This window comes from Labrys sp. F242 (assembly GCF_057813875.1).
The window spans coordinates 597,150-621,933 of record NZ_JBVASG010000001.1 but is presented as its reverse complement, the minus strand read 5'-3'; the positions used below and the strand labels follow the sequence as shown (position 1 = coordinate 621,933).

Below are 24,784 nucleotides of genomic sequence, written 5' to 3'. Positions count from 1 at the left end.
CGCAACGACGCAATGAAGGGCGCGCACCGAAAGGTGCGCGCCCTTTGCGCAAGCGGATTACGCCACATGGATTTCCATTGGAACCGCCTGCGTTCGACCAGGCAGGAGGATACACAATTGCCGGCTATCAATAGCCTGCCCCAGGCGCAAACCCAAGCTCTGCTCAGGGCCTACCAGGCAACCATTGCTGCCAAGAAACGCAGGATCTGGCTCGCCGTCATCGTCGGCATCGGCCTCTACGCCCTTTCGGCCCATGTGGCGGCGATCCGGCCGGGCTTCCTGTGGACCCATCTTGGCAACTTCACCTCCTTTTTCAGCCGCATCGCCCCGCCGCTCAGCCTCGGCAATTTCGTCGGCGATGTCAGGGAATGGTATTGGGGCTTCGGCAAATGGCTGGTGCTGCTCGGCGATACGCTGCTCGTCGCCTATCTCGGTACGCTGCTCGGCGTGCTCGGTGCGTTCCTCCTGTGCTTTGCGGCTGCCGCCAATCTGACGCGTAGCCGGCTATTGCGCGCGCTGGTGCGCCGCTGGCTTGAGTTCTGCCGCACGGTGCCGACCATCGTCTTCGCCATGATCTTCTTGATCGCCTTCAAGTCCGGGCCGATGGCCGGCGCACTGGCACTCGCCATCCACACCATGGGCGCGCTCGGCAAGCTGTTTGCCGAAGTGGTCGAGAATGCCGACATGAAGCCGGTCGAGGGCACTGTCGCCACCGGTGGATCCTGGCTGGAAAGCATACGCTTTGCCGTGTTGCCCCAGACCCTGCCGAACTTCGCTTCCTATTCCCTGCTCCGCTTCGAGATCAATGTCAGGGAAGCCGGCGTGATGGGCTTCATCGGCGTGGGCGGCATCGGCCAGGAACTCCTGGTCGCCATCCGTACCTTCGCCTATGCCGACGTCAGCGCCATTCTTTTGATGATCATCGTCACGGTCTTCATCATCGATTTCGCCACCGAGAAGCTGCGCCATCGTCTGATCGGTCAGGAGGCGACACCATGAACAACGGCATCAACGGCTCGGCACCGCGGTCGGCAAGCCCTCTCGCCTCCCTCAGCCCCGAAAGGCTCGCCTCCGTGGCAGCCCGCCACCGTGCCCATTTCGAAATCTCCTGGCGGACACGTTTCCTGGCCGGAGGCGTGATAGTCGTCCTGCTCGCCCTTGCCGTCGTCGCCATGGTCCGGCTCGAGGTGACGCCGGCGCGGTTCTTCAGCGGGCTTTCGCGGCTCGGCACCTTCGTCGTGCAGATGTTCCCGCCCAATGACGAGGGTAAGTTCTGGTTCTTCGTGGAGGCTCTCACCGAGACGCTCGCCATCGCCTTTGCCGGCACGCTCACAGCGGCTGTGCTGGCTGCGCCCGTGGCCTTCCTGGCGGCACGCAACGTCATCCCCAATGTCTTCGTCCGCTTTGCCGTCCGCCGTAGCCTCGATGTGATCCGGTCCGTCGATGCGCTGATCTGGGCATTGGTGTGGGTCGGCGTCGTCGGCCTCGGTCCGTTTGCCGGCGTGCTCGCCATCATCTGCGTCGATTTCGGCGCCTTCGGCAAACTGTTCTCGGAAGCCATCGAAACCACCGACAACAAGGCGAGCGAGGGCGTGCTCTCCACGGGAGGCAATCGGATCCACCGCATCCGTTTCGCCCTGATCCCGCAGGTCCTGCCGGTCATGGCGAGCCAGGTGCTCTATTTCTTCGAATCCAATGTGCGCTCGGCCACCATCATCGGCATCGTCGGAGCCGGCGGGGTCGGCCAGTATCTCGCCGAATTGCTGCGGGTGCTCGACCTGCCGCCGCTTGGTGTGCTGATCTTCATGATCCTCGTCACTGTCGCCGTCATCGACGTGATTTCGTCGCGTCTCCGACTTGCGATCATCGGCCAGCCGCAGCGGCCCTGAGGCCTACCCCGCCAGGCCGAATGTTGCATCGAACGCCTTCGCGCCGATGGGCGTGAAGGCGATCACACGCCCCTCCTTGCGTCGGGCCCAATCGCGCTCGATCACCCAGTCGAGGAGCCTCGCGCCAAGGGCGCCGCCGAGATGGCTGCGGCGTTCGCTCCAGTCGAGGCAGCGTCGGCAGACAGGGCGCCGGCTCCTGGCCATGCCCGGGACGTCGAGCCCGAGCCCGACGAAGAAATCCTTGCCCATCGCCGTAACCACGGGATCCTCGTCGCCGCTGATCAAGCCCTGACACACGAAGCCATCCAGCAGGGCAACACCGCGTGCTCCGGCCAAATGGTCGTAGCAGATCCTGGCCGTCCGCATGGCTTCGTCACGCGGGCCGGTCCGCACTCTTATCGCACCGGTGCGCTCGGCCAATCCCATCAGGGCTTCCAGGACCTGGGCCACGTCGTGGCCGGACAGGCGGAAATAGCGGTGCCGCCCCTGCTTTTCGGCGCAGAGCAGGCCGGCGGCATCGAGCTTGGCGAGATGGCCGCTGGCCGTCTGCAGGCTGATGCCACCGGCCTCGGCGAGTTCGCTCACCGTCAGCGCCCGGCCGTCCATCAGCGCAGTGAGCATGTTGGCGCGCGCCGGATCGCCGATCAGGGCGGCAACCGAGGCGATCATCGGTCCGTCTTTCATACTACGACCATAGCCGAAGCATCGACGCTGCTCAATCGCCTAGCCTGTCCCGGTCGCTTTCAACCCGGGACACCATGATGATCGCCTGCTTCACCCGCCATGACGTCGCCCCCTTCAGGCTTGCGCCGCATGAGGGATCGGCGACGACGGCCCATGGGGCCGACAACGCCGGAGACCTTGGCAATTTGGAGATCGAGCCATGACGATGGCTCAGATTGGATGGATTGAGCGATCTTGTTTGCGAGGGAGCGAGACGGAGGGGAGCAAGCCACGGCCGACAACACCGCCGGCAATGCCGAAGAAGGGGTTGCACGGTCTCTCCGATCGGTTGCTGAGCGACATCGGCGTGATCGACGGTCATGGGAAAAACGACCCGCCCCAGCCTGCCGCCTGCGCCCGAGACCTGATCGATCGCTATCGCTAGAGCATCGCGCCGAAAAGTGGAGACCGGTTTTCGGCAAAACGCATTTTAGCGGAAACGCCCATAGGTGCTAACTTTGGGTGGTGGCACCAGATTGGAGGGTCGATCTCCAGATCGACCATCTTGGAAATGTCGAGCCAGATAGAAGACAAAGGTGGTCGATCTCGCTCCATCAATTGATGGAGCTGTGGAGATCGACCCTCCACGCTACCTACGCCTCCACTCGCAAAGTTAGCGCCTATGGCGGAAACGCCTGTTTGTTCCTGGGTTGGCATATCCAGCCATTGCCTGCTAAAGGGCTGCCTCGCCGTGGCGATTCAGCCGGCATCATGGCAAGAGCATCGAAATGAACAAGCATTCCAGCCTTCGGAGCGCTTCCGATCTGGAAGCCAGCGGGCTCATTTCCTCGGCTGAGCGTCTCGACATTGAAGAGGTGGCGCGGCGTTACTCGGTGGCGATCACCCCGGCGATGACCGACCTCATCACCGGCTCTCCCCAGGACGATGCCATCGCCGCCCAGTTCGTGCCAACCGGCCGCGAACTGATATCGAGCCCGGACGAACTCACCGATCCGATCGGGGATGACGCCTTCTCGCCCGTGAAGGGCATCGTGCACCGCTATCCCGACCGTGTCCTGCTCAAGCCGCTGCATGTCTGCCCGGTCTATTGCCGCTTCTGCTTCCGCCGCGAAATGGTGGGGCCAGAGGGCGATACGCTCACCAGCAGCGAACTCGACGCAGCCCTGGCTTACATCGCCAACAATCCTGCGATCTTCGAGGTCATCGTCACCGGCGGCGATCCTTTCGCGCTGTCGCCGCGGCGCATCGGCCGGATCGTCAAAGCACTATCGGCCATCGACCATATCGGGGTGATCCGGTTTCATACGCGCGTGCCGGTGGTAGCCCCCGAACGGATCACCGCCGAACTCATCGAAAACCTCGACAGCCCGAAGGGCGTGTTCGTCGCCCTGCACGCCAACCATATGCGCGAACTCACTCCCGCCGCGCGGGAGGCCTGTACGCGGCTGGTGCAGGCGGGCGTCGCCATGGTCAGCCAGACCGTGCTGCTCAAGGGTGTCAATGCCACGGCCGAAGCGCTATCGGCCCTCTTCCGGGCTCTGCTCGGCCTGCGCATCAAGCCCTATTATCTGCACCATGGCGACCTCGCCAAGGGCACCGGCCATTTTCGCACCAGCATCGCCGAGGGCCAAGCGGTGATGCGGGAGCTGCGCGGCAGCCTCACCGGCCTCGGCCAGCCCACCTATGTGCTCGACATTCCCGGCGGCCACGGCAAGGTGCCGATTGGACCGAGCTATCTTGCAGCCGAGAGCGAAGACGGCCATCTCGTCACGGACCCGCGTGGCGGCGTGCACGCCTATCGGGGCTAGAGAAAAATGACTTTTCCCCGAATTGTCATTCTTCTCTAACTCTTTGTTTTAACGCGTTTTCTTCATCGAAAAGTCCATCAACTTTTCTGAAAAACGCTCTAGGTGCTACCGTCAGTTCTGGACCACGATTTCGGTACGGTCGGCGGCGAACAGGCTGAAAATCGCCTGGATCGGCACACCGTCACTATCGACATTGACGCCCTCCACCGTCAGTACCGGGCGGCCCGCCGCAATGTCCAGTCTGGCTGCCTCGTCTGGAGAGGCAAAGCGGGCGCCCAGACGCGTCGCTTGGCGCTTGTAGTCGTCGACGCCGCATTCAGCCAAAGCCGGTGTCACGGCCCCGAAGCGACGATAGGCATCGGCAAAGCCGGCAAAGCGCGGCAGAGGCAAGAAAGTGCTGCCGAACGCGATCGGCACGCCATCCGCCGAACGCAGGGTCAGCAGCCTGAGTACGAGACTGCCGGGCGCGATCGCCAGAAGGCTCGCGAGACGCGGATCGGCCTGGACTTCGCTGGCTTCCAACATCGTGCCCCCCGCTTCGCGCCCCTCCTGGGCCATGTTCTGGCTGAAACGGGTGCGCGCGCCGATCGGATAGGCGAGACGGGAAAGTTCGACGAAAGTGCCCCTGCCCTGCGCCGTGCGCACGAGGCCTTTACCGGCCAACTCGCTCAGAGCGCGGCGTACCGTATGCCGGTTGACGCCGAAACGGGTGGCCAGCACGGCCTCCGTCGGCAATTGAGCGCCGGGCGCCAGCATGCCGCCGACAATCTCGGCCTCGACGAGATCGGTAATCTTGCGCCAGGCAGCGATACCATCGCCACGAAAGACCGCACCATCCATGGCGATGCCATCGCCCGGCAAAACCGTGCCTTCAGCGGCAGCGCGATCGTCTGCTGCGCCCAGCGGCGAAAAATTCTGGGTCGGGACTGGTTTTGTCATGGAAGCGTTGCAAGGTTTCTCATATAGTTGTCTATATCACTAGACAACTTGCTTCGCCAGCCCTGTTTCGAGCCCAGCCTGTTGTGACCGCAAGGCAACCCCCATGGTTCCGTCATGAATGAATCCTCTCCAGATCGTCATCGCCAGATGGCAGCCAATCCGGCTGCCGGAGTGAAGGCGCGCCAAGCCATCATGCGTCTGTGCGCCCATGCTACCGGCCCCGAACTCGATCATGTTCTTTCGGCCCTGGCCCCGCTTCCGGCCCATGTGGCGCTGCGACCAGCCGCAACAGGCCTCGTCATGCTGCAGGGCAGGGTCGGCGGCGACGGTGGCGCCTTCAACCTGGGGGAAGCGAGCACCTCGCGTGCCACCGTCCGGCTGGAGAACGGGCCGATCGGCTTTGCCTATCATCTCGGCCGAGATCGCACCAAGGCCAGCGCCGCCGCCCTGATCGACGCACTCTGGCAAGACGAGCCCCACCGCGATGCCGTGGAGCGGGCGCTGCGTCCTGTCGCAGCCCGCCTCGCGGCCGATGCGGAGGTTTCAGCCCGCCAAACAGCGGCAACCAGGGTCAATTTCTTCACCATGGTACGAGGAGAGGACTGATGACCAACCTTGCACTGGACCTCGCGCCCGGCTTCGCCAATGCCGCGCTCGAATCCCAGGCGGTCTTCCGGGCCTGCATGAATGCGCTGGCCCGTCCCGCCCGTCCCCTGCCCCTCCGAACAAACCTCGCACCGCCGGCGCCGCTGACGCCGGAACTGGCCGCCCTTGCCCTTGCCTTGGCCGATCACGAGGCCCCTCTCTGGCTCGATGCAAGGCTGCAGGCACCGGCGGTGCGCGCCTTTCTCACCTTCCATACCGGAGCCCGCCTGACGGAGGATCCGCAGGAGGCGGCCTTCGCCCTGATCACAGACGTGGCTGCCTGTCCGGATCTTGCCCATTTCGCCCAGGGCAGCGATGAATATCCCGACCGCTCGACCACGCTGCTGATCGCTCTCGAGCGGCTCGAACCCGGCCACGATCTCGTCTTCACCGGCCCCGGCATCAAGGCCGAGAGCAGCCGGGAAGAAGCCGGCCTGGTGCTTGCTCCGCTCCCCTCCGGCCTGCCCCGGCAGCTTGCCGCCAATCACGCGGCCTTCCCGCGTGGCGTCGACCTCGTCTTCACGGCGCCGGGCAAGATCGCCGCCCTGCCGCGCTCGTCAAAAATTCTTGGAGCAGACAAGAAAGTTGGAGCAGCCTGATGTATGTCGCCGTCAAGGGTGGCGAGGAAGCCATCGACAATGCCCATAGCCTGCTCGCCCATGTCAGGCGCGGCGACAAGGCGGTGCCCGATCTTGCCACCGACCAGATCCGCGAACAGCTCACGCTGGGCGTCGACCGTGTGATGGCGGAGGGCTCGCTCTATGATCGCGACCTCGCGGCGCTGGCGATCAAGCAGGCCCGCGGCGACCTGGTCGAAGCGATCTTCCTGGTGCGCGCCTATCGCACCACCCTGCCGCGCTTTGGCGTGGGGGTGCCTGTGGACACGGACGAGATGGCCATCCGCCGCCGTATCTCGGCGACCTTCAAGGATCTGCCCGGCGGCCAGGTGCTCGGTCCGACCTTCGACTACACCCACCGCCTGCTCGACTTCATGCTGGCGGCCGGTGCAGAAATCGAACTGCCACAGGAGAAACCCGCCACGGACGAGAAGACGCCACGCGTCAGCGACCTGCTCGGGGGGGAAGGCTTGATCGAACGCAACGCCGATCCCGATCCCGAACGCCCGGTGGGCGACCTCACCCGCGAGCCCCTGTCCTTCCCGGCCGAGCGCGACCTCAGGCTGCAGGCGCTGGCCCGAGGCGACGAGGGCTTTCTCCTCGCGCTCGCCTATTCCAGCCAGCGCGGCTTTGGCCGCACCCATCCCTTTGTCGGTGAGATCCGTCTGGGAGAAGTGGAGGTGGAATTCGTGCCCGAGGAGCTCGGTTTTGCCGTGCCGATGGGGTCGATCACCGTCACCGAGTGCCAGATGGTCAATCAATTCGCTGGTTCTACCGAGGCCCCACCGCAATTCACGCGCGGCTATGGCCTGGTCTTCGGGCAGGCCGAGCGCAAGGCGATGTCCATGGCGATGGTCGACCGTTCGCTCCGGGCGCGCGAATTCGGCGAGGAGATGACTGCGCCCGCCCAGGACGAAGAATTCGTGATGTCCCATTGCGACAACGTGCAGGCGACCGGCTTCGTCGAGCATCTGAAACTGCCCCATTACGTCGACTTCCAGGCCGAACTCGACCTGGTCCGGCGCCTGCGGGCCGAACATGCCGAACGCCGCAAGGCGGCACTGGCCGAAGTCGGACAGGAGGACGCAGCATGATCGAGACTCAGGCCCTGCCCACCGGCAGCGAGCGCATTCCCGCGGAGGCCGGCTACAATTTCGCCTATCTGGACGAACAGACCAAGCGCATGATCCGCCGGGCGATCCTCAAGGCCATCGCCATTCCCGGCTATCAGGTGCCGTTCGCTTCGCGCGAGATGCCGATGCCCTATGGCTGGGGCACCGGCGGTGTGCAGGTGACGGCCGCCATCATCGGCCCTGACGACGTGCTGAAGGTGATCGACCAAGGCGCCGACGACACCACCAATGCCGTCTCGATCCGCCGCTTCTTCGCCAAGACGGCCGGCGTTGCCACCACCACCGCGACGCAAGACGCCACCATCATCCAGACACGCCACCGCGTGCCTGAGGCTCCGCTCAAGCCCGACCAGGTTCTGGTCTACCAGGTACCGATCCCCGAGCCGCTGCGCTTCCTGGAGCCGCGAGAGACCGAGACCCGCAAGCTGCACGCCCTCGCCGATTACGGCCTGATGCATGTGAAGCTCTACGAGGACATCGCCCGCCACGGCCATATCGCCACCACTTACGCCTATCCGGTGGAAGTCGCCGGGCGCTATGTCATGGACCCCTCGCCGACGCCAAAATTCGACAATCCCAAGATCGACGATTGCGAGGCACTGCAGCTCTTCGGCGCCGGGCGCGAGAAGCGCATCTATGCTGTGCCGCCGCATACTCGGGTGAGGAGCCTCGATTTCGAGGATCATCCTTTCAGCGTGCAGCGCTTCAAGCAGCCCTGCGCCCTCTGCGCCGCGCAAGGCGTCTATCTCGACGAGGTCGTCCTCGACGATCGCGGCGGCCGCATGTTCGTCTGCTCGGACACCGACCATTGCGAGACCAGGCGGGCAGAAGGACACAAGGGCGCCATGCTGGGCACGGCGCCCGAAACACTGAGCGGCCAGGGTGCGAATTCGCCCTTGCCGGCCGAAGCCGGGAAGACCGCACCATGAGCGCCATCCCTTCCTTATCCGTGCGCATCGGCGACAAGGCTGACCTGCCCGCCGTGCTCACCCTTTACGGACAGCCCGATTTCAACGGCGACAACGTCCTGACGCTCGAGGAGGCCGAGGACAAGCTCCAGCGCCTCGGCCTCTATCCCGATTACACGCTCCATGTCGTCGAACAGGACGGCAGGATCATCGGCACCTTCTGCCTGATGGCGGTCGACAACCTCGCCCGGCGCGGCACCCCTTTCGCCGTGATCGAGAACGTCGTGATCGCTTCCGACAAGCAAGGCGAAGGCATTGGCCGCCTCATGCTGCAGGCCGCCTTCCGCCTGGCGCAGGAGAAGGGCTGCTACAAGGCCATTCTCGCCTCCAGCCTGCACAATACCGGCGCCCATGCCTTTTACGATTCACTCGGCTTCGAGCGTCACGGCGTGTCCTTCCGCCTATCCTTGCCGGAGAAAGTCGCATGACCTTCAACGATTCCCCGCTGCTCCAGGCACGCGGGTTGACCAAGCATTATGGCACGCGCCTGGGCTGTGCCGACGTCTCCTTCGACCTCTATGAGGGCGAGGTTCTCGCCGTGGTGGGCGAATCCGGATCGGGCAAATCGACCCTGCTCGGTCTCCTGTCCAGTGAAGTCGAACCGACCGCCGGTTCTGTGCATTATCGCATGCGCGACGGCGCCGCTCGCGACCTCTTCTCGCTGAGCGAGGCGGAGCGTCGCTTCTTGCTGCGCACTGACTGGGGCTTCGTGCGCCAGGATGCCCGCGACGGGCTGCGGATGGGCGTCTCGGCCGGCGCAAATGTCGGCGAGCGCCTGATGGCCGTCGGCGCCCGGCATTATGGACGCATTCGGGAATCGGCACTGGATTGGCTCGGCCGGGTGGAGATCGAGGCCGACCGCATCGATGACACGCCGGCCAGTTTCTCCGGCGGCATGCGTCAGCGCCTGCAGATCGCCCGCAACCTCGTCACCCGCCCCCGCCTCGTCTTCATGGACGAGCCGACCTCCGGCCTCGACGTTTCGGTGCAGGCTCGCCTGCTCGACCTCCTGCGCGGCCTCGTCGCCGAAACAGGTATCGCGGTCATCATCGTCACGCACGACCTTGCTGTCGCACGGTTGTTATCGCATCGCATCATGGTGATGCGGCAGGGCCGGGTGATCGAGACGGGCTTGACCGACCAGGTCCTCGACGACCCGCACGAGGCCTACACCCAACTCCTGGTTTCTTCGGTGCTGGCAGCATGACCTCCCCCATCCTTACCCTCGAAGGCGTTTCCAAGAGCTTCACCCTGCATCTCCAGGGTGGCCAGAGCATCGGCGTGATGCAGGATGTCAGCTTCACCGTCGCCCCCGGTGAATGCGTCGTGCTGGGCGGTCCGTCCGGAGCCGGCAAATCCTCGATCCTCAAGATGATTTACGGCAACTACCGCTGCGATAGCGGATCGATCCTGCTGCGCGAAGGCGAAGACGCCGTGGATATCGCCACGGCCGAACCTCGGCGTATCCTTGCTTTGCGCCGACGCACCATGGGCTATGTCAGCCAGTTCCTGCGTGTCATCCCGCGTGTCTCGGCCCTCGCCATCGTCACCGAGGCGGCGCGGGAAACCGGCATGGCCGAGGACGCGGCCATTGGGCGCGCCCAGGACCTGCTCCACCGGCTCAACGTGCCGGAACGACTGTGGCGCCTGCCGCCTGCAACCTTCTCGGGCGGTGAGCAGCAGCGTGTCAACATTGCGCGCGGCCTCGCATCCGACCGGCCCCTCCTGCTCCTCGACGAACCAACCGCCTCGCTCGATGCGGCCAACCGGACCGTCGTCGTCGAGCTCATCACCGCCAAGAAACAAAATGGCGTCGCAATTGTCGGCATCTTTCATGATGAGGATGTGCGCGAGCGAGTCGCAGACCGCGTGGTCGACGTCACCCAGTTTTCCGCAACCTCACTTGCCGCCTGAACGGACATTTCAATCATGCCTGATCTTGAGCAATTTGTTCTCTCAAACGCCCGCCTCGTCCTGGCGGATCATGTGATCGACAAGGGCTGGATCGCGGTCGACAAGGGCCGCATCGTGGACATGGGCGAGGGAGAGGCGCCGGAAAAAGGCCTGGACATGGCGGGAGACCATATCCTGCCCGGGCTGGTGGAACTTCATACCGACCATCTGGAAGCTCATTACTCGCCGCGCCCCTCGGTGCGCTGGCATGCCCTCAGCGCCGTGATGGCCTATGACGCCCAGATCGCCGCCGCCGGCATCACCACCGTGTTCGATTCCATCCGCCTCGGCTCCGAGACGGAGGAGGGCACGATCTCCAAGGAGGGCACGGCCCTGGCCGGGGCCCTGGAAGAGGCACGCCAGCACGGCCATCTGCGCGTAGAGCATCGCACTCATATTCGCTGCGAGCTCGCCACGCACGATGTCCTCACCGCCTTCCAGGCATTCCGGGAACTCTACCCCGTTCATCTGGCCTCGTTGATGGATCATACGCCCGGCCAGCGCCAGTTTCGCGATCTCGAAACCTGGATGAGCTTCTACTTTCCACGCCGTGCGCGCGGGGAGACCGATGTCGAGAGCTATATCAAGGCCAAGCTCGACAGGCATGCCCGCTTTGCTGCGCACAGCCGCACCAATCTGGTGGCATTGGCGCGCGAACATGGCATCGTGCTCGCCAGCCACGACGATGCGAGCGCGACCCATGTGGACGAAGCCGTGGCCGATGGCGTGGCCATTGCCGAATTCCCGACCACGCTCGAGGCCGCCCTCGCCTCCCACGCCGCCGGTATCAGCGTGATGATGGGTGCGCCGAACGTCGTGCGCGGTGGCTCCCATTCCGGCAACATCGCGGCGGCGGACCTTGCCGGCCAGGGTGTGCTCGACATCCTCTCCTCCGACTATGTGCCCGCCAGCCTGCTCCTGGCTGCCTTCCAGCTGCCCGAGCGGGTGCCCGCGATCGATCTGCCGGCCGCCGTGCGCATGGTCAGCGATACGCCGGCCCGCGCCACGGGCCTCGACGATCGCGGTCGGTTGGAAAAAGGACGGCGGGCCGATCTGGTGCGCGTGACCCAGGTTGCCTCGGGCTCCAGCACCACGCCGATCATCCGCCGCGTCTGGAACGAGGGCAAGATCGCGGCATGACCGACGAACCCGCTTTGATCCAGCCCAAACCTCGGTTCGGCAAACTGATCGCCATCGTCGGACCGAGCGGCGCGGGCAAGGATACGCTGATCGATGCGGCCCGTGCCCATTTCGCCGGCCATTCCGGCCTGATCTTTCCGCGGCGCGTCATCACGCGGGAAAGCAATTCGGCGGAAGATCACGAGACCCTGACCGAGCAGCATTTTGCCGAGTTGGAGGCCGAGGGTGGTTTTTCGCTCTCTTGGCGCGCCCACGGCCTCAGCTACGCCCTGCCCCTCGAGGTGCGGCTGGCAACCGAAGAGGGCCGCCACGCCGTCTGCAATCTCTCCCGTTCCAGCCTGCCGGAGGCGCGCCAGCGCTTCGCCGGCCTCAGCGTGGTGCTGATCACCGCACCGGCCGAGATCATCGCCCAGCGTCTGGCTGCCCGCGGCCGCGAAAGCGAAGAGATGATCCGGGCGCGCCTGGCTCGCAAGATCGATCGCGAGGACACCCTCGCCCCCGATCTCATCATCAGCAATGACGGACCGGTGGAAGCGGCGATCGACAGGCTGATCGCCCATCTGCAGGCCGAACTTTCGGGGCAAGCTCAGGCGGTGGAGTAGGCTGGATCGGCCTATTGGGCGTTCAGGCTCGCGGGCCGGCAACCGATCCCCGCAAATCGAGCTGACAGGGCACTTCGACGGCCCGAGGCGCCTCGCCCGGTTCCGCCAGGCGCTGCATGAGCTGGGCCCAGGCAACTTCGGCGATCGCCTCCACCGGCTGTATCACCGCGGCGATCGGCGGGTGGGTCACCTGCATCCATTCGATGTCGTCGAAGCCCACAACCGACAGATCCCTGGGCATGACGAGGCCGCGTCGCTCCACTTCCCGCAGGGCCGCGAGCGTAGCAGGGCTATAGAGCGCGAAGACGGCCGTCGGCAGCTCTCCCCTGTCGAAACGTGCAGCCATGGCCTCCATGGCCGATGCGACATCGGGACCACACAGTAGAACTTCGACATTATCGGCGACGCCCGCCTGGTGTGCCGCTGCCATCGCGCCGTTGACGCGATCGCGCATATTGGTGAGGTCGAGAGAGGAGGGCCCGAGCAGGATGCGCCGGTGTCCCAGGGCCACGAGCTCGCGGATGACCGCAGCACTGGCCTCGATATTGTTGACGCTGACGCGATCGAATCCGGTCTCGTCCGGGACGCGATCGAGCAGGACCGTGGCGACCTTCTGATCGAGCAGCGAGCCTTCCGCCGCCGGGCGCCCATCCGTCGGCACGACGATCATGCCGGCGACGCGCCAGTCGAGCAGCGCCTCGGTCTGGGCGGCCTCCCGCTCGGCCTTCTCGGCGCTGGAAACGGTCACCAGACGATAGCCGCTGCCCTCCGCCAGACGCTCGAAATGGGCAACCATGGAACCGAAGAACGGATTGCGGAAGTCCGGGACGATCAGCCCGACGATCGAACGGCGCGACCGGCGCAGATTGGCAGCCAGCGGGTCCACCCGAAAGCCAAGTTCCCGAACGGCGGCATGAATACGCGCGACACTCTCGGCCTTCACTGCGCCGAGGCCGCGCAGCACTTTGGAAACGGTGGCAGGCGAGACATTCGCAAGCCGGGCAACATCATGAATAGTTGCCCGCTCACCCGGTATCTTGCGCGGCGGTTCGTTGGATTGCATGGCCCCCGCCCCTGTCACGAACGAACACTCACGCGATGATAACACAGATAAATCGATTTTCTTCTGTCAATTGGCTCCCTTCATTGAAGGCTGCCAATTGACGTATTGATATTAAATTACGCCGGATCGACCAGGTGTCAAAGGTCTTTCAAGATCTTCGAACCGAGCGCAATCCATTTGCGCTCAAGTCGCAAAGCGGAAATGCAGCACATCGCCGTCGACGACCACATAATCCTTGCCTTCCAGCCGGAACTTGCCGGCTTCCTTGGCGCCCGCCTCACCGTTGAGAGCGACATAGTCGGCATAGGCGATGGTTTCGGAACGGATGAAACCCTTCTCGAAATCGGAATGGATCACGCCGGCGGCTTGCGGGGCGCGCATGCCCTTGGTGATGGTCCAGGCCCGTGCCTCCTTCGGCCCCACCGTGAAATAGGTGACGAGGTCGAGCAGTTCATAGCCGGTGCGGATGACGCGGTTGAGACCCGGTTCGCTCAAGCCGATGGCGTCGAGATAATCCTTCTGCTCCTCGGGTGGCAGGATGGCGATCTCACTCTCGATCTTGGCTGATACCACCACAGCCTTGGCGCCTTCCTCGGCAGCACGCTCCTTCACCTTTTCAGACAGGCCATTGCCCTTGTCGGCAGAGGCCTCCTCGACATTGCAGACATAGAGGACCGGCTTGGCGGTAAGAAGCTGCAGCATGTCGAAGGCCCGGCGTTCCTCCGGCTTGACGTCGACCAGGCGAGCCGGCTTGCCCTCACGCAGCAACACCAGCGCCCGGTTGATCAGGTCGAGGCTTTCCTTGGCCTCCTTGTCGCCGCTGCGCGCCTTCTTCTCCAGCGCCACCATGCGACGCTCCAGGCTGTCGAGGTCGGCGATCATCAGTTCGGTCTCGATGGTCTCGATATCGGCCACCGGATCGATCTTGCCTTCGACATGGGTGACGTCGCCGTCCTCGAAGCAGCGCACCACGTGGGCGATGGCATCGCATTCGCGGATATTGCCGAGGAATTGGTTGCCCAGCCCTTCACCCTTGGAGGCGCCTCGCACCAGGCCGGCAATGTCCACGAAGGTCAGCCGAGTCGGAATGATGGTGCCGGACTTGGCAATGGCCGCGAGCTTTTCCAGGCGCTCGTCCGGCACCGCCACGTCACCGACATTGGGTTCGATGGTGCAGAAGGGATAGTTGGCCGCCTGTGCCGCCGCCGTCTGCGTCAGCGCGTTGAACAGGGTCGACTTGCCGACATTGGGCAGGCCGACAATTCCGCATTTGAAACCCATGGTGATCGCTCGTTCATCTTGTAGCCGGCGCGCTTTTGCCGCCGACGAAATCCGTTAAGGCGCTGGGTAGATAGGAAGCAGCGCAACGTCAATGGCTCGGCCGAGCCGGACGGCTCGTCCAGCCGATTCTTCAAGCCCCTGCGAGCCAATGCAGACCGCGTTTGATCTGCAAGACTTCAAACACTTGCCGGCTTCATCTGCTTCACCCCTTCGTGGATGATGCAGATGAAGCCGGTTTGGTCGCACCGTGTCCCCTTGCCTCCATGAACAGGTGGACCTTGTTCTGGAAGCTCGCCTCCTCCCCGCTCGCCAGCAGCGGTGCCGCGTCTGCGCAGGCGGAGCACAGATCCTCGACCCAGGGCCACTCCGCCTTGGCGAAGTCACTGAGCACGAAATGATGCACCAGCGCCTTGTCACCGGGATGACCGATGCCGAGCCGAGCGCGGCGATAGTCGTTGCCGCAATGGGCGGTGATTGATCTCAAGCCATTATGACCGGCATTGCCGCCGCCGACCTTCACGCGTAGCTTGGCGGGCGCCAGATCGAGTTCGTCGTGAAAGACGGTGAGATCGGTAAGACCGATCTTGAAGAAGCGCATGGCCTCGCCAACCGACTGCCCGCTTTCGTTCATATAGGTCTGTGGCTTGAGCAGCATGACACGCTCGCCGCCAATGCTGCCTTCGCTGATCTGGCCCTGGAAGCGGGCGCGCCAGGGCGCGAAACGGTGGCGCCGCGCCATCTCGTCGATGACAAGGAAACCGATATTGTGACGATTGCCGGCATATTTGGCGCCCGGATTACCGAGCCCGACAAAAAGACGCATGATAGCCCCCACTAGAGCAAAGCGCGTTTAAGCGGATACGCTCTCTTGCTCTAGCTCCTTGTTTCCAAGCCAATCCAACGGATTGGCTAGAGCGTCTTTGCGGTTCTGGGTGACTCCGTCGAATCGCCAAACGCTCTTGTGCGAATGGCCGGGACGAGCCCGGCCATCGCAGCAATATTCGAAGCCGGATTACTTCTTGGCGGCGTCGGCAGGCTCGGCAGCCACTTCGGCTTCGGGAGCAGCCTCTTCACCGGCCGGCGGCAGGATCGAAACCAGCGTCGCATCGTCCTGGCCGGCGTAGGAAACGCCTTCCGGCAGCTTGATCTGCGAGAGGTGGATCGAATCGTTGATGTCGAGAGCGGCAACGTCGACATCGATCGAATCGGGGATCTTGTCGGCCGGGGCCAGAACCGAGAGCGAATGCGTCACGATATTGACGGAACCGCCACGCTTCACACCCACCGAGGTGGCGGCGTTGACGGCATGGACGGGAACGTCGACGCGCAGACGCGAGCCGGCATCGATGCGCAGGAAGTCGACATGCTCGACGGTGTCCTTCACCGGGTCGAGAGCATAGTCGCGCGGAATAGCGCGGGTCTTGCTGCCATCCACCTCGATCTCGAACACGGTGGTGAGGAAGTGGCCGGCATAAACCAGCCGGTTGGTTTCCTTGGCATCGAGCGCGATGGAAACGGGGGGCTTGCCGGAGCCGTAGATCACGGCCGGCACCTTGCCTTCACGACGAACGGCACGCGCGGCCCCCTTGCCCACTTGCGTGCGAGCCGTGGCGGAAATCTGCTTCACGGACATTGTGTATTCCTAGGTTGTTCAAAGAAAAAGGCCGCTGGCGCGGCCGGTTCGGTCGTCCCGCATTGCCTCCAGGGGTGTCTGGTCGCGGAACGGCGTTCTCATAGACGTATCGGGGGCGAAATGCAAGAAGCGCGATATGCCTTGTGCCAGCTGTGCCTGGAGCGCGGACTTCCAGTCCGCTCTTGGAAACACGGCGTTCATGGAAAGAAGAGCGGATATCGCCCCATGACTTCATGGGGCTGTGATGTCCGCGCTCCAAGAGACGCCCCCCGTTCAATGCCCCTCGAAAGATACCAGTGTGTGGACCGGCACGCCGAGCGCCCGGATCTTGTCGGCCCCCTTCAGGTCCGGCAGGTCGATGATGAAGACCGCCGCCAGGACATCGGCACCGATTTCACGCAACAGCTTGACCGCCGCTTCCGCTGTACCGCCGGTGGCAATGAGATCGTCCACGACAAGGACCCGTTCGCCCGGCTTCACCGCATCCTTGTGGACCTCCATTTCGTCGAGGCCGTATTCCAGGGAATAGGCGATGCGCACGGTTTCGTGCGGCAGCTTGCCTTTCTTACGCACAGGCACGAAGCCGGACGAAAGCTGATGGGCCAGAGCCCCTCCCAGGATGAAGCCACGCGCCTCGATCCCGGCAACCTTGTCGATCTTGGCACCCGCCCAAGGCTGGACCAGTTCGTCGACCGCACGCCGGAAGGCCCAGGCGTCCCCCAGCAAGGTGGTGATATCGCGGAACGCCACTCCCGGCTTGGGATAGTCCGGAATGGTGCGGATTGCGTCCTTGAGGATGCGGGCCGTCGAGCCCGAGAGTTCTGTCTTGGCGGTCATAGTCTGCCTTCCGCGGATTCGATGCCGAAAAAGACCACGCCCTTACCCAAGAGTCGAGGCCGGGCTGGCGCAGAAAGGCCCGCCTTCCCCTTCACAGACAGCCGATTAAAATAATGAAGGCCGGGGATCGACGATCCCCGGCCTTCGTCAATCAAGTCTCGATCGAAGCCCTCAATGAGCGTCGGCCCAAATCTTCTTCTTGGTGTAATAGAGCAGGCCGGCCAGCACGATCAGGAAGATGATGACCACGAAACCGGTCTGCTTGCGCTTTTCAAGCGAGGGATCGGCGGCCCAGGCCAGGAAGGCCGCGACATCGTGGGTATACTGATCCACCGTCTGCGGCGTGCCGTCCGTATATTCCACCTGCCCATCGGCCAACGGCTTGGCCATGCCGATCGAAGCACCGAAGATCTTGTTGTAATGCCCGTTCGGCGGAACGGTGACACCCTCGGGTGGCTTCTCATCGTCCTTCAGATAGCCGTCGGTAATCAGGGCATGGATATAGTCCGGCCCCTGCTCCTGGTACTGGGTGAAGATGTCGAAGACGAAGCCGGGGAAGCCGGACTTCACGCCACGCGCCTTGGCGAGCAGCGACATGTCCGGTGGCACCGCGCCATTGTTGGCGACGGCGGCAGCCTGATCGTTCGGATAGACCAGCGGGAAATAATCCGCCGGACGGCCTTTGCGCTCGAGCACCTCGCCCTTGTCGTTGGGCGCGTCCATGACGGTGTATTCGGCAGCAAGCGCCTTCACCTGCCCCTCGGTGAAGCCGGGGCCGCCGGGATCGGACAGGGTGCGGAAGGCAACGCGATGCAGGCTGTGGCAGGCCGAGCAGACTTCGCGATAGACCTTGAAACCACGCTGCAGCTGGCCCTGATCATAGCGACCGAACGGGCCCGCGAAGCTCCACTGCTGGCGGGTCGGCTGCTCGCCGCCCTCCGCCCAGGCGGGCTGGGACAGACCGGCAGCGCCGAACAGGGTGGCCAGGGCGACAGCCAGGCCGGCCACACGTGAAGGTTTGAACATCTCAATCATCTCGTTCGCCCCTCAGCCCTTGCTTTGCGATTCGGCGGTGTTTGCGGCCGGCAGGGGGATGCCGCCCGTTTTCGCCAGAATGGCATCGGCGATCGAAGCGGGAACCGGCTTGGTCTGCTCAAACAACCCCAGCAACGGCAGGGCGATGAGGAAGTAGGCGAAGTACAGCGCGGTCAGAATCTGGCCGATCAGTACCTTCGAGCCTTCCGGCGGCTGCGAGCCGATCCAGCCGAGGCCGATGCAAATAGCCACGAAGATGAAGAACACCCAGCGGAACACCGGACGATAGACCGCTGAGCGCACCTTCGATGTGTCGAGCCAGGGCAGCAGCGCCAGCATGACGATCGCGGCGAACATCATGATGACGCCCAGCAGCTTGTCCGGGATGGAACGCAGGATCGCGTAGAAGGGCAGGAAGTACCATTCGGGCACGATATGCGCGGGCGTCTTGCCGGGATCGAAAGTGATGTAGTTCTCCGGATCACCCAGATAGTCCGGCATGTAGAACACGAAATACATGAAGAAGACGAGGAAGCAGGCGATGCCGAAGGCATCCTTCAGCGTCGCATACGGCGTGAAGGGTACCGAGTCCTTGTCTGACTTGATGTCGACGCCGGTCGGATTGTTCTGGCCGACCACATGCAGCGCCCAGATATGCAGCACGACGACGCCGGCGATCATGAACGGCAGCAGATAATGCAGCGAGAAGAAACGATTCAGGGTCGGATTGCCCACCGAATACCCGCCCCACAGCCAGGTCACGATCGACTTGCCGAACACGGGAATGGCGGAGAACAGGTTGGTGATGACGGTAGCACCCCAGCCCGACATCTGGCCCCAGGGCAGCACATAGCCCATGAAGCCGGTCGCCATCATCAAGAGGAAGATGACGACACCGAGCAGCCACAGCACCTCGCGGGGGCCCTTATAGGAGCCATAATACATGCCGCGGGCAATGTGGAGATAGACGGCGATGAAGAACATCGAGGCGCCGTTGGCGTGCAGCTTCTGGATTAGCCAACCCCAGTTCACGTCACGACGGATCAGGTCCACCGAGGTGAAGGCCAGGCTCGAATCGGAGACGTAGTGCATCGCCAGCACCACGCCCGTGAGGATCTGCGCACCCAGCATGAAGGAGAGGATGGCGCCGAAGGTCCACATATAATTGAGGTTACGCGGCGTGGGATAGGCGATGAACGAGGAGTGGACGAGCCCGCCGATCGGCAGGCGGCTCTCGAACCACCGTCCAAGGCCGGATTTCGGAGTCCAGGTCGAGGTTCCGCTCATGAATTGTGACCTTAAGCTTGTGCGTTCGATTCGGCGCCGATCATAATCTTGGTCGGGCTCTCGAAATTATAGGGCGGAACTTCCAGGTTGAGCGGAGCCGGACCCTGACGGATGCGTCCCGAGGTATCGTAGACCGAACCATGGCAGGGGCAGAACCAGCCATGATAGGCCCCCTCGTTGACCAACGGGATGCAGCCCAGATGCGTGCAGATGCCGACCACGACGAGCCATTGCGCCTGATCTTTCTTGACCCGGTCCGCATCGGCCTGAGGGTCCTTCAGATCCCCCAGCTTGACGTCCTCGGCCGCAGCAATTTCAGCCTTGGTGCGGTGACGAACGAAGATCGGCTTGCCGCGCCAGAAGATCTTCACCGATTGCCCCTCGGGAATCGGGGTCAGGTCAACCTCGACCGGCACGCCCGCCGCGATGGTTGCCTTGTCCGGATTCATCTGGCTGATGAAAGGCCAAGCTGCGCCAGCGACACCCACAGCACCGACCGCGCCGGTGGCAATGTAAATGAAATCGCGACGAGTGGGCTCTGCGGCGTGTTCGTTCGTGACTGACACGGATCGATCCTTCTCATACGTCGCATCCCGGCCACCGCCGGGATGATGGAGGAACCGGACGCATCAGTCCCGCACCATCCAACTCTGCCAAATCTCGGCCACCCCAGCCGCGCAAAACCGGATCGCGGCGAAACTGGGGCAAACCTTATCAAGGGGCTCATGCCACTCTGTTGCGAAGTTGTCTAGATCGTGCAGCCCGCAAATGGCGCTATGTCGCATGACATCAACGCCAATCATGCAGATTCTCCATGCCCGATGCCGGGCAGGTGTCCTATGAAGACACTCTTCGCTTTCCGCCACGAAAACCCGAATGCCGCTCACTCTCGCCCTCTTCCAGCCCGACATCCCCCAGAACGCCGGCACCATGCTGCGCCTATGCGCCTGCCTCGGGGTAAAGGCGGCCATCATCGAGCCGGCGGCCTTTCCCGTCTCGGACCGGGCCTTCCGCCGGGCCGGCATGGACTATCTCGACCGCCTCGCCATCGACCGCCACATTTCCTTTCCGGCCTTCGAGGCATGGCGAGCCGCGAACAAACAAAGGCTGGTGTTGCTGACGACCAGGGGCGCGGTGCCTCATACCAACCATGTCTTTCAACCGGACGACATCCTGATGGTCGGCAGGGAATCGGCGGGCGTGCCCGATATGGTTCATGCTGCAGCCGACGCGCGGGTGATCGTGCCGATGCGTCCGGGGTTTCGTTCGCTGAACGTGGCTGTCGCCGCCGCCATGGTGCTCGGCGAGGCCCTGCGCCAGACCGATGGCTTCCCTTCCCCGGCAGATTCTGCTTGATCGAACACCGGCCTTCTTCCGGCCGTCATTGATCCTGCGCAATTGCCTGCTGGTAGAAACGGACTATAGAGGCAGCATGACAAAGCCCGCTTCAGCCCCACTTTACGCCGAGATCGCCGCCCATCAAGCCGAGGCCCGTGTCTGGTTCGAATCGCTGCGCGATCAGATCTGCACCGCCTTCGAGGCCATCGAGGAAGCCTTGCCGCAGGCCCGAGCGCCGGCCGGCACCACAGCGGGACACTTCAAACGCACGCCCTGGCAACGCACCGACCACACGGGCCGCCCCGGCGGCGGCGGCGTGATGGCGATGATGCATGGCAGGGTGTTCGAGAAGGTGGGCGTGCATTGCTCGACCGTCCATGGCGAATTCTCGCCCGAATTCCGCACCGAGATCCCCGGTGCCGCCGAAGATCCGCGGTTTTGGGCCTCCGGCATCTCCCTGATCGCCCATCCCTGGAATCCTCATGTGCCGACGGTGCACATGAACACCCGCTTCGTGGTGACTACCAAGGCCTGGTTTGGAGGCGGCGCGGACCTGACGCCGATGCTCGACAGGCGCCGCACGCAGGAAGACCCGGACACCCAGGATTTTCACGCCGCCCTGCGCCGGACTTGCGAGGCCCATCCCGTGGCGGACTATGCCCGATACAAGAAATGGTGCGACGACTATTTCTTCCTCAAGCATCGCAATGAGTCGCGCGGCATCGGCGGCATTTTCTATGATGGGCTGGCCAGCGGCGACTGGCAGGCCGATTTCGCCTTCACCCAGGCGGTGGGCACCGCCTTCGCCGCCATCTATCCGGAGATCGTCACGCGCAATTTCGACAAGCCCTGGACAGAGGCGGAACGCGACGAGCAACTGGTGCGCCGCGGGCGTTACGTCGAATTCAACCTGCTCTATGACCGCGGTACGCTGTTCGGCCTCAAGACCGGCGGCAATGTTTCCTCGATCCTGTCCTCGATGCCACCCACGGTGAAATGGCCTTGACCCGCTAAGCGGAATTTCCCGGAAAGGTCCGCAGCCTGCTTCTAAACCAAAGCGTTTTGCGATTTGACGGAATCGCCTCAAATCGCAAAGTCGCGTCGAAATGGTGAGTTAGAGCAAAGTGGGTTCGGAGAAACCGCACTTTGCTCTCGTGCAGCGCAGCCTGTTGCTGCCATCGACAAGATCGGGCCACAATGTCTCTGACAGATGCGCGTCGATCCCGGAGACCCTGCTGCATGCCCCGCCCGACGACCGCTCTGGAGGCTTTTGCCGCCGCCGTCTTTTTGACGATCTCGACCGGAACGGGCAACGCCCTGGCTCAGCCCTCGGGAGCTGCGGTCGCGAGCGCCTGCACGCTGCTGGCCGATGTGGCAACCGGCAAGCTGCTCACTCAGGAAGGCAGTTGCGACCAGCCGATTACGCCAGCCTCGACCTTCAAGATTGCCATCAGCCTGATGGGCTATGATTCGGGCCTGTTGAAGAACGAGCATGTGCCGGCCCTGCCCTTTCGCGAAGGCTATGCCGATTGGGTGCCGGAATGGCGTACCAGCACCGACCCCACGAGCTGGATGAAGAATTCGGTGGTCTGGTACTCGCAACAGGTCACGCGCAGCCTCGGCAAGCTGCGATTCAAGCGCTACGTCGCCGAATTCGATTATGGCAACCAGGACGTCGCGGGCGATCCGGGCAAGCAGAACGGCCTCACCCATGCCTGGTTGAGCTCGTCCCTGAAGATCACGCCGCTCCAGCAGCTCCGGTTCCTGGAGCGGATGGTGCGCCACCAACTGCCGGTCTCGAACCGAGCCTATGACATGACCACCCGCATCCTGGAACTGGCGCCACTGCCCAATGGCTGGGAAGTTCATGGCAAGACCGGTTCCGGCGCGCCCCGGCGCTCCGACGGCAAGCTCGACCTCGATCATGCCTATGGCTGGTTCGTCGGCTGGGCCAACAGGAACGGACGCAACGTAGCCTTCGTGCGCCAGGTGCAACTGGCCGGCAAAGGCGATATCCGAGCCGGCCTCCAGGCGCGCGATGCCTTCCTGGCGGAACTGCCTGGCCTGCTGGACCGGCTGTAATCCGGTCCGTGTCGATCACGCTGTCCCTCCATCACAGAAATTCCTCCCCGCCTAGGTAATTTCGCAGGAATGGGGGGACGCGAACCTGCCCCTGTGGCGTCTGGTGGTTCTCGATCAAGGGCACCAGGATGCGCGGTGTCGCAATCGCGGTGTTGTTCAGCGTGTGGCAGAAGCGAACCCGTCCCTTCCGGTCGCACCAGCGGATATTGGCACGCCGCGCCTGCCATTCATGCAGGCTGGAGCAGCTATGGGTTTCCCGGTAGCATGTGAGGCTCGGCACCCAGGTTTCGATGTCGTTCATTCGCACCTTGCCGGGGCCCATGTCTCCAGTGGAGCATTCGACGACCCGATAGGGCAGACCCAGATCCCGCAGGATGTTCTCGGCATTGGCGAGCAGCCGGGCGTGCCAATAGGCGGACTCCTCGGGATCGTCGCGGCAGATCACATATTGCTCCACCTTGTAGAACTGGTGGACCCTGAGCAGGCCGCGCACGTCGCGTCCTCCGCTGCCGGCTTCGCGGCGGAAGCAGGGAGAAAAACCCGCATAGAGCAGGGGTAAATCGCGCTCCTCGATGATCTCGCCGCCATGCAGGCCGGTCAGGGCGATCTCGGCCGTGCCGGCGAGATAGGCTCCGTCGCGCGGGAGTTCGAACGTATCCTCCCTGGCGAAGGGGAAATGGCCGGTATTGACGAAGGCGTCCCCACGAACCAAAGCCGGGACGGAGATGGGTTGGAACCCCTCTTGGGCGAGCCGGCGGGAGGTGTCGAACAGCAGAGCCTGCTCCAGCAGGGCAAGGCGCCCCTTCAGCACATAGCTTCGAGCCCCCGCAACCTTGGCGATCCGAGGCGGATCGATCCAGCCACGCCTGTCGGCAATGGCAACATGATCGAGCGGCGTGAAGGCAAAATCGGGCCGATCGCCAACGACACGCACCACCTGACTGCTCTTTTCATCCGGCCCTATCGGCGCCCCCTGCCACGGCAGGTTGGGAACCGTCAGCAAGAGCTCGCGCAGAGCCTGCTCCATCTCCGTCACACGGCCCTGGAGGGCGGAAAGCTCGCCGGCGATCGCCCGGGAATGTTCGGCACTGGCGGCACGCAAGGGCTCGGCAGCCGTGAGGAACTCGGCCGCGATCCGATTTCGTTCCGCCCGCAGGGTTTCAAGCCGTGTCTTGTCGCGACGCAGCGCAGCGTCGAGGGCCAGAATCTGATCCAGATCCACGGTCATGCCCTTGGCGTGGGCCGCCGCCGCGACGGCGGCGGCGTTGTTACGAATGAAAGCGATATCCAGCAATGTTGCCTCCTGATGCTGGCGGCGCGCAGCGGCAGGCGCAAACGAAAAGGCCCTGCCGGATGGCGGGGCCCTGGTTGAAACGCGATGGCGGAGAGAGTTCAGCGCATGCGACTGCAACCCGGCCCCGGGGGGTCGGACGAGATCAGCAGCGAGTTCGATCGATAGAACCTGAACATGATGTCACTCTGCCAGCGACGTCGACGAAAATCAATTGGCCCCTGCCGCGAAAGCCGCCCTTCTCAATCGGCGGTCGGCAAATGGCGCATGGTGACGAAGATCTGCCCGTCTGGCAGTTCTTCCCAGTATTCGATCTCGGTCATATAGGCTGCCTTGGGGTAGCGAGTGAACAGATCACGCGCCTTGGCGCGTGCTTCCTCGCGCGGCAAAGTAAAACTTTCGCGCCGGAACCCCAGCGACATCTGCGACCGTCGGTCTGCATGGCGCTTGGCCAGCGTCCCTGGCCGGATCTCGTCGCTACGCATTCTCGTATCCTCGGCCCATTCCGTTGAGGCAGGCCCGATCGGAAACCTGCATCTGCAATTTAGGGCCTCACGGC

General features: G+C 63.6%; 26 protein-coding genes and 1 pseudogene. 16 read left to right on the top strand and 11 right to left on the bottom strand.

All coding sequences use genetic code 11. The features are described from left to right. The first annotated feature begins 66 nt into the window (after nucleotides 1–66). Together phnE (ACZYTC_RS02950) and phnE (ACZYTC_RS02945) are read left to right on the top strand one after the other, a co-directional pair. Entirely contained in the window at nucleotides 67–999 is a 933-nt protein-coding gene (phnE, locus tag ACZYTC_RS02950) for a phosphonate ABC transporter, permease protein PhnE (protein WP_488988859.1), read from the top strand. Beyond that, the gene (phnE, locus tag ACZYTC_RS02945; protein ID WP_488988858.1) at nucleotides 996–1,889 is read left to right on the top strand and encodes a phosphonate ABC transporter, permease protein PhnE; all 894 of its coding nucleotides are present in this window, start codon (nucleotides 996–998) and stop codon (nucleotides 1,887–1,889) included. The genes phnE (ACZYTC_RS02950) and phnE (ACZYTC_RS02945) overlap by 4 nt, the downstream gene beginning before the upstream one ends. Nucleotides 1,890–1,892: 3 nt before the next feature. On the opposite strand, the gene ACZYTC_RS02940 is transcribed toward phnE (ACZYTC_RS02945), so the two are convergent. Beyond that, nucleotides 1,893–2,573: an ArsR/SmtB family transcription factor gene (locus ACZYTC_RS02940; RefSeq protein ID WP_434957501.1), complete on the bottom strand. Its 681-nt coding sequence runs from the start codon at nucleotides 2,571–2,573 to the stop codon at nucleotides 1,893–1,895. A gap of 74 nt (nucleotides 2,574–2,647) precedes the next feature. Between ACZYTC_RS02940 and ACZYTC_RS02935 the strand changes: the two genes are divergently transcribed. Both ACZYTC_RS02935 and ACZYTC_RS02930 read left to right on the top strand, forming a co-directional pair. Continuing rightward, nucleotides 2,648–2,776, top strand: a complete 129-nt coding sequence (locus ACZYTC_RS02935; RefSeq protein WP_434957502.1) for a hypothetical protein — start codon at nucleotides 2,648–2,650, stop codon at nucleotides 2,774–2,776. A gap of 564 nt (nucleotides 2,777–3,340) precedes the next feature. Then, nucleotides 3,341–4,381 carry a lysine-2,3-aminomutase-like protein gene (locus ACZYTC_RS02930; protein WP_434957504.1) on the top strand — a complete coding sequence of 347 codons (1,041 nt, stop codon included), beginning with the start codon at nucleotides 3,341–3,343 and terminating at the stop codon, nucleotides 4,379–4,381. A gap of 111 nt (nucleotides 4,382–4,492) precedes the next feature. Here the strand turns inward: ACZYTC_RS02930 and phnF are convergent, their stop codons facing one another. Further along, nucleotides 4,493–5,320, bottom strand: coding sequence for a phosphonate metabolism transcriptional regulator PhnF (phnF, locus tag ACZYTC_RS02925; RefSeq protein ID WP_488988857.1), 828 nt, complete (start codon nucleotides 5,318–5,320; stop codon nucleotides 4,493–4,495). 147 nt (nucleotides 5,321–5,467) lie between these two features. Here phnF and phnG point away from each other — a divergent pair, with 147 nt between their 5' ends. The 9 genes from phnG to phnN are packed head-to-tail and all read left to right on the top strand — an operon-like array spanning nucleotide 5,468 to nucleotide 12,378. Next, nucleotides 5,468–5,926 (top strand): phosphonate C-P lyase system protein PhnG, encoded by a 459-nt coding sequence (phnG, locus tag ACZYTC_RS02920; RefSeq protein ID WP_488989972.1) that lies wholly within the window; start codon nucleotides 5,468–5,470, stop codon nucleotides 5,924–5,926. Continuing rightward, entirely contained in the window at nucleotides 5,926–6,564 is a 639-nt protein-coding gene (gene phnH, locus ACZYTC_RS02915) for a phosphonate C-P lyase system protein PhnH (protein WP_488988856.1), read from the top strand. Before phnG ends, phnH begins: the two co-directional genes overlap by 1 nt. Further along, nucleotides 6,564–7,676: a carbon-phosphorus lyase complex subunit gene (locus ACZYTC_RS02910; protein WP_488988855.1), complete on the top strand. Its 1,113-nt coding sequence runs from the start codon at nucleotides 6,564–6,566 to the stop codon at nucleotides 7,674–7,676. The genes phnH and ACZYTC_RS02910 overlap by 1 nt, the downstream gene beginning before the upstream one ends. Then, on the top strand, nucleotides 7,673–8,644 hold the full coding sequence (locus ACZYTC_RS02905) for an alpha-D-ribose 1-methylphosphonate 5-phosphate C-P-lyase PhnJ (RefSeq protein ID WP_454815156.1): 972 nt from the start codon (nucleotides 7,673–7,675) through the stop codon (nucleotides 8,642–8,644). The genes ACZYTC_RS02910 and ACZYTC_RS02905 overlap by 4 nt, the downstream gene beginning before the upstream one ends. After that, nucleotides 8,641–9,111, top strand: a complete 471-nt coding sequence (locus tag ACZYTC_RS02900) for a GNAT family N-acetyltransferase (RefSeq protein ID WP_488988854.1) — start codon at nucleotides 8,641–8,643, stop codon at nucleotides 9,109–9,111. Before ACZYTC_RS02905 ends, ACZYTC_RS02900 begins: the two co-directional genes overlap by 4 nt. After that, nucleotides 9,108–9,890, top strand: a complete 783-nt coding sequence (phnK, locus tag ACZYTC_RS02895) for a phosphonate C-P lyase system protein PhnK (RefSeq protein WP_434957510.1) — start codon at nucleotides 9,108–9,110, stop codon at nucleotides 9,888–9,890. Before ACZYTC_RS02900 ends, phnK begins: the two co-directional genes overlap by 4 nt. Then, on the top strand, nucleotides 9,887–10,597 hold the full coding sequence (gene phnL / locus ACZYTC_RS02890; protein WP_488988853.1) for a phosphonate C-P lyase system protein PhnL: 711 nt from the start codon (nucleotides 9,887–9,889) through the stop codon (nucleotides 10,595–10,597). The genes phnK and phnL overlap by 4 nt, the downstream gene beginning before the upstream one ends. Nucleotides 10,598–10,612: 15 nt before the next feature. Beyond that, the gene (locus ACZYTC_RS02885; RefSeq protein WP_434957512.1) at nucleotides 10,613–11,776 is read left to right on the top strand and encodes an alpha-D-ribose 1-methylphosphonate 5-triphosphate diphosphatase; all 1,164 of its coding nucleotides are present in this window, start codon (nucleotides 10,613–10,615) and stop codon (nucleotides 11,774–11,776) included. Next, on the top strand, nucleotides 11,773–12,378 hold the full coding sequence (gene phnN, locus ACZYTC_RS02880) for a phosphonate metabolism protein/1,5-bisphosphokinase (PRPP-forming) PhnN (protein WP_488988852.1): 606 nt from the start codon (nucleotides 11,773–11,775) through the stop codon (nucleotides 12,376–12,378). The genes ACZYTC_RS02885 and phnN overlap by 4 nt, the downstream gene beginning before the upstream one ends. 22 nt (nucleotides 12,379–12,400) lie before the next feature. Here phnN and ACZYTC_RS02875 read toward each other — a convergent pair whose 3' ends face one another. The 7 genes and pseudogenes from ACZYTC_RS02875 to petA all read right to left on the bottom strand — a co-directional run bounded on the left by ACZYTC_RS02875 (nucleotide 12,401) and on the right by petA (nucleotide 20,080). Then, on the bottom strand, nucleotides 12,401–13,441 hold the full coding sequence (locus tag ACZYTC_RS02875; protein WP_434957514.1) for a LacI family DNA-binding transcriptional regulator: 1,041 nt from the start codon (nucleotides 13,439–13,441) through the stop codon (nucleotides 12,401–12,403). 183 nt (nucleotides 13,442–13,624) lie between these two features. Continuing rightward, nucleotides 13,625–14,722 (bottom strand): redox-regulated ATPase YchF, encoded by a 1,098-nt coding sequence (gene ychF / locus ACZYTC_RS02870; RefSeq protein ID WP_434957515.1) that lies wholly within the window; start codon nucleotides 14,720–14,722, stop codon nucleotides 13,625–13,627. Between the two features lie 202 nt (nucleotides 14,723–14,924). Beyond that, a complete protein-coding gene (pth, locus tag ACZYTC_RS02865) occupies nucleotides 14,925–15,545 on the bottom strand; it encodes an aminoacyl-tRNA hydrolase (protein WP_434957516.1) in 621 nt (206 codons plus the stop codon). Between the two features lie 189 nt (nucleotides 15,546–15,734). Continuing rightward, nucleotides 15,735–16,355, bottom strand: coding sequence for a 50S ribosomal protein L25/general stress protein Ctc (locus ACZYTC_RS02860; RefSeq protein WP_441770460.1), 621 nt, complete (start codon nucleotides 16,353–16,355; stop codon nucleotides 15,735–15,737). Between the two features lie 273 nt (nucleotides 16,356–16,628). Then, nucleotides 16,629–17,192 carry an adenine phosphoribosyltransferase gene (locus ACZYTC_RS02855; protein ID WP_434957518.1) on the bottom strand — a complete coding sequence of 188 codons (564 nt, stop codon included), beginning with the start codon at nucleotides 17,190–17,192 and terminating at the stop codon, nucleotides 16,629–16,631. A gap of 171 nt (nucleotides 17,193–17,363) precedes the next feature. Then, nucleotides 17,364–19,514 (bottom strand): annotated as a pseudogene (locus ACZYTC_RS02850) (cytochrome c1). 11 nt (nucleotides 19,515–19,525) lie between these two features. Then, on the bottom strand, nucleotides 19,526–20,080 hold the full coding sequence (gene petA / locus ACZYTC_RS02845) for a ubiquinol-cytochrome c reductase iron-sulfur subunit (protein WP_434957519.1): 555 nt from the start codon (nucleotides 20,078–20,080) through the stop codon (nucleotides 19,526–19,528). A 310-nt stretch (nucleotides 20,081–20,390) separates the two neighbouring features. Between petA and ACZYTC_RS02840 the strand changes: the two genes are divergently transcribed. The 3 genes from ACZYTC_RS02840 (at nucleotide 20,391) to blaOXA (ending at nucleotide 22,934) form a co-directional block, all read left to right on the top strand. Further along, entirely contained in the window at nucleotides 20,391–20,870 is a 480-nt protein-coding gene (locus tag ACZYTC_RS02840; RefSeq protein WP_488988851.1) for a tRNA (cytidine(34)-2'-O)-methyltransferase, read from the top strand. A gap of 76 nt (nucleotides 20,871–20,946) precedes the next feature. Then, nucleotides 20,947–21,858, top strand: coding sequence for an oxygen-dependent coproporphyrinogen oxidase (gene hemF / locus ACZYTC_RS02835; RefSeq protein WP_488988850.1), 912 nt, complete (start codon nucleotides 20,947–20,949; stop codon nucleotides 21,856–21,858). Nucleotides 21,859–22,091: 233 nt separating this feature from the next. Further along, entirely contained in the window at nucleotides 22,092–22,934 is an 843-nt protein-coding gene (gene blaOXA / locus ACZYTC_RS02830) for a class D beta-lactamase (protein WP_434957522.1), read from the top strand. A 31-nt stretch (nucleotides 22,935–22,965) separates the two neighbouring features. On the opposite strand, the gene serS is transcribed toward blaOXA, so the two are convergent. Together serS and ACZYTC_RS02820 are read right to left on the bottom strand one after the other, a co-directional pair. Then, a complete protein-coding gene (serS, locus tag ACZYTC_RS02825; protein WP_488988849.1) occupies nucleotides 22,966–24,228 on the bottom strand; it encodes a serine--tRNA ligase in 1,263 nt (420 codons plus the stop codon). Between the two features lie 239 nt (nucleotides 24,229–24,467). Next, complete coding sequence (locus ACZYTC_RS02820; protein ID WP_434957524.1) at nucleotides 24,468–24,710, bottom strand: hypothetical protein; 243 nt, start codon at nucleotides 24,708–24,710, stop codon at nucleotides 24,468–24,470. Nucleotides 24,711–24,784: the final 74 nt, after the last annotated feature.

Bases quoted from the DNA above. Each gene is read 5' to 3' on its own strand.
- phnK (WP_434957510.1), top strand. From the start codon at position 9,108: ATGACCTTCAACGATTCCCCGCTGCTCCAGGCACGCGGGTTGACCAAG.
- phnL (WP_488988853.1), top strand. From the start codon at position 9,887: ATGACCTCCCCCATCCTTACCCTCGAAGGCGTTTCCAAGAGCTTCACC.
- ACZYTC_RS02885 (WP_434957512.1), top strand. From the start codon at position 10,613: ATGCCTGATCTTGAGCAATTTGTTCTCTCAAACGCCCGCCTCGTCCTG.
- ACZYTC_RS02860 (WP_441770460.1), bottom strand. From the start codon at position 16,355: ATGTCCGTGAAGCAGATTTCCGCCACGGCTCGCACGCAAGTGGGCAAG.
- ACZYTC_RS02900 (WP_488988854.1), top strand. From the start codon at position 8,641: ATGAGCGCCATCCCTTCCTTATCCGTGCGCATCGGCGACAAGGCTGAC.
- phnE (WP_488988858.1), top strand. From the start codon at position 996: ATGAACAACGGCATCAACGGCTCGGCACCGCGGTCGGCAAGCCCTCTC.
- phnF (WP_488988857.1), bottom strand. From the start codon at position 5,320: ATGACAAAACCAGTCCCGACCCAGAATTTTTCGCCGCTGGGCGCAGCA.
- hemF (WP_488988850.1), top strand. From the start codon at position 20,947: ATGACAAAGCCCGCTTCAGCCCCACTTTACGCCGAGATCGCCGCCCAT.
- ACZYTC_RS02855 (WP_434957518.1), bottom strand. From the start codon at position 17,192: ATGACCGCCAAGACAGAACTCTCGGGCTCGACGGCCCGCATCCTCAAG.
- phnH (WP_488988856.1), top strand. From the start codon at position 5,926: ATGACCAACCTTGCACTGGACCTCGCGCCCGGCTTCGCCAATGCCGCG.
- ACZYTC_RS02820 (WP_434957524.1), bottom strand. From the start codon at position 24,710: ATGCGTAGCGACGAGATCCGGCCAGGGACGCTGGCCAAGCGCCATGCA.
- ACZYTC_RS02935 (WP_434957502.1), top strand. From the start codon at position 2,648: ATGATGATCGCCTGCTTCACCCGCCATGACGTCGCCCCCTTCAGGCTT.
- ACZYTC_RS02940 (WP_434957501.1), bottom strand. From the start codon at position 2,573: ATGAAAGACGGACCGATGATCGCCTCGGTTGCCGCCCTGATCGGCGAT.
- phnE (WP_488988859.1), top strand. From the start codon at position 67: ATGGATTTCCATTGGAACCGCCTGCGTTCGACCAGGCAGGAGGATACA.
- phnN (WP_488988852.1), top strand. From the start codon at position 11,773: ATGACCGACGAACCCGCTTTGATCCAGCCCAAACCTCGGTTCGGCAAA.
- ACZYTC_RS02910 (WP_488988855.1), top strand. From the start codon at position 6,564: ATGTATGTCGCCGTCAAGGGTGGCGAGGAAGCCATCGACAATGCCCAT.
- phnG (WP_488989972.1), top strand. From the start codon at position 5,468: ATGGCAGCCAATCCGGCTGCCGGAGTGAAGGCGCGCCAAGCCATCATG.
- pth (WP_434957516.1), bottom strand. From the start codon at position 15,545: ATGCGTCTTTTTGTCGGGCTCGGTAATCCGGGCGCCAAATATGCCGGC.
- ACZYTC_RS02875 (WP_434957514.1), bottom strand. From the start codon at position 13,441: ATGCAATCCAACGAACCGCCGCGCAAGATACCGGGTGAGCGGGCAACT.
- blaOXA (WP_434957522.1), top strand. From the start codon at position 22,092: ATGCCCCGCCCGACGACCGCTCTGGAGGCTTTTGCCGCCGCCGTCTTT.
- ACZYTC_RS02905 (WP_454815156.1), top strand. From the start codon at position 7,673: ATGATCGAGACTCAGGCCCTGCCCACCGGCAGCGAGCGCATTCCCGCG.
- ACZYTC_RS02930 (WP_434957504.1), top strand. From the start codon at position 3,341: ATGAACAAGCATTCCAGCCTTCGGAGCGCTTCCGATCTGGAAGCCAGC.
- ACZYTC_RS02840 (WP_488988851.1), top strand. From the start codon at position 20,391: ATGCCGCTCACTCTCGCCCTCTTCCAGCCCGACATCCCCCAGAACGCC.
- ychF (WP_434957515.1), bottom strand. From the start codon at position 14,722: ATGGGTTTCAAATGCGGAATTGTCGGCCTGCCCAATGTCGGCAAGTCG.